This is a genomic window from Vibrio sp. 1249-1 (assembly GCF_033340495.1).
On record NZ_JAWOWJ010000522.1, the window covers coordinates 1 to 710 of the forward strand.

Sequence of the window (710 nt, forward strand, 5' to 3'; positions counted from 1 at the left end):
GGATTGGCTTGATCGTCCCCCACCCTTTACAGGAAGGACAATGCCAATAAAGGGAATGAGTAGAGAAGCCACACTTCCTGCATCGGTAGTGCGGTTTTACTTTTAATTGTTCTCCAACCATCGCTTGTAATGTAGATAAACTGTCTTTTGCGCGACCGTCCCCAGCCCCTGCACTGTAGTAGTCAATCCGGCGATAAAAGCCCTTCATGGTTGGATTTCTCAGTAGCTGTTCCGTCAGCCATTCTTGGGCAGCGCCGACGCTTTCATGGTGAGCGACTAACTGAGCCAGCATCAACTCCGCGGACACCCCTGCCTTTTTATCAATGCAGGCGCGTAAAAACTCGACCAGTTCATCTTCTTGCCCGAGATGGTGATAGCACTCAGCAATTGTCGGCAAAACGTCGCTCACAAAGTCTTTGTCTTGCTCCAATACACCCGTTAGATACTTAATGGTTTGTTTGTAGTCTTCTGACTCCAAGTAAATCCGGCCGAGCGAAATACTTGCTCGAACACATTTTGGATCTTCGGAAAGTGCTTTTTTGAAATGCTGGATAGCTTTATTCGTATTGCCATCAGCTTGGTCTAGCATGGCAATTTCACACCAAAAATGCGCAATATTTGTACGCATACGGCTACGCTGATTACCCATTTTAGCTAGCTGATTGGCGTAATGAATCGCTTTTTCCCATTCACGCGTTTGCTGGTAAATA

1 protein-coding gene is annotated in these 710 nt (G+C 46.6%); it reads right to left on the reverse strand.

Annotation, left to right across the window (positions count from 1 at the left end; genetic code table 11):
- On the reverse strand, nucleotides 1-710 hold a 710-nt coding region (locus tag R7Z50_RS27370), incomplete at both ends, for a tetratricopeptide repeat protein (protein WP_318149731.1).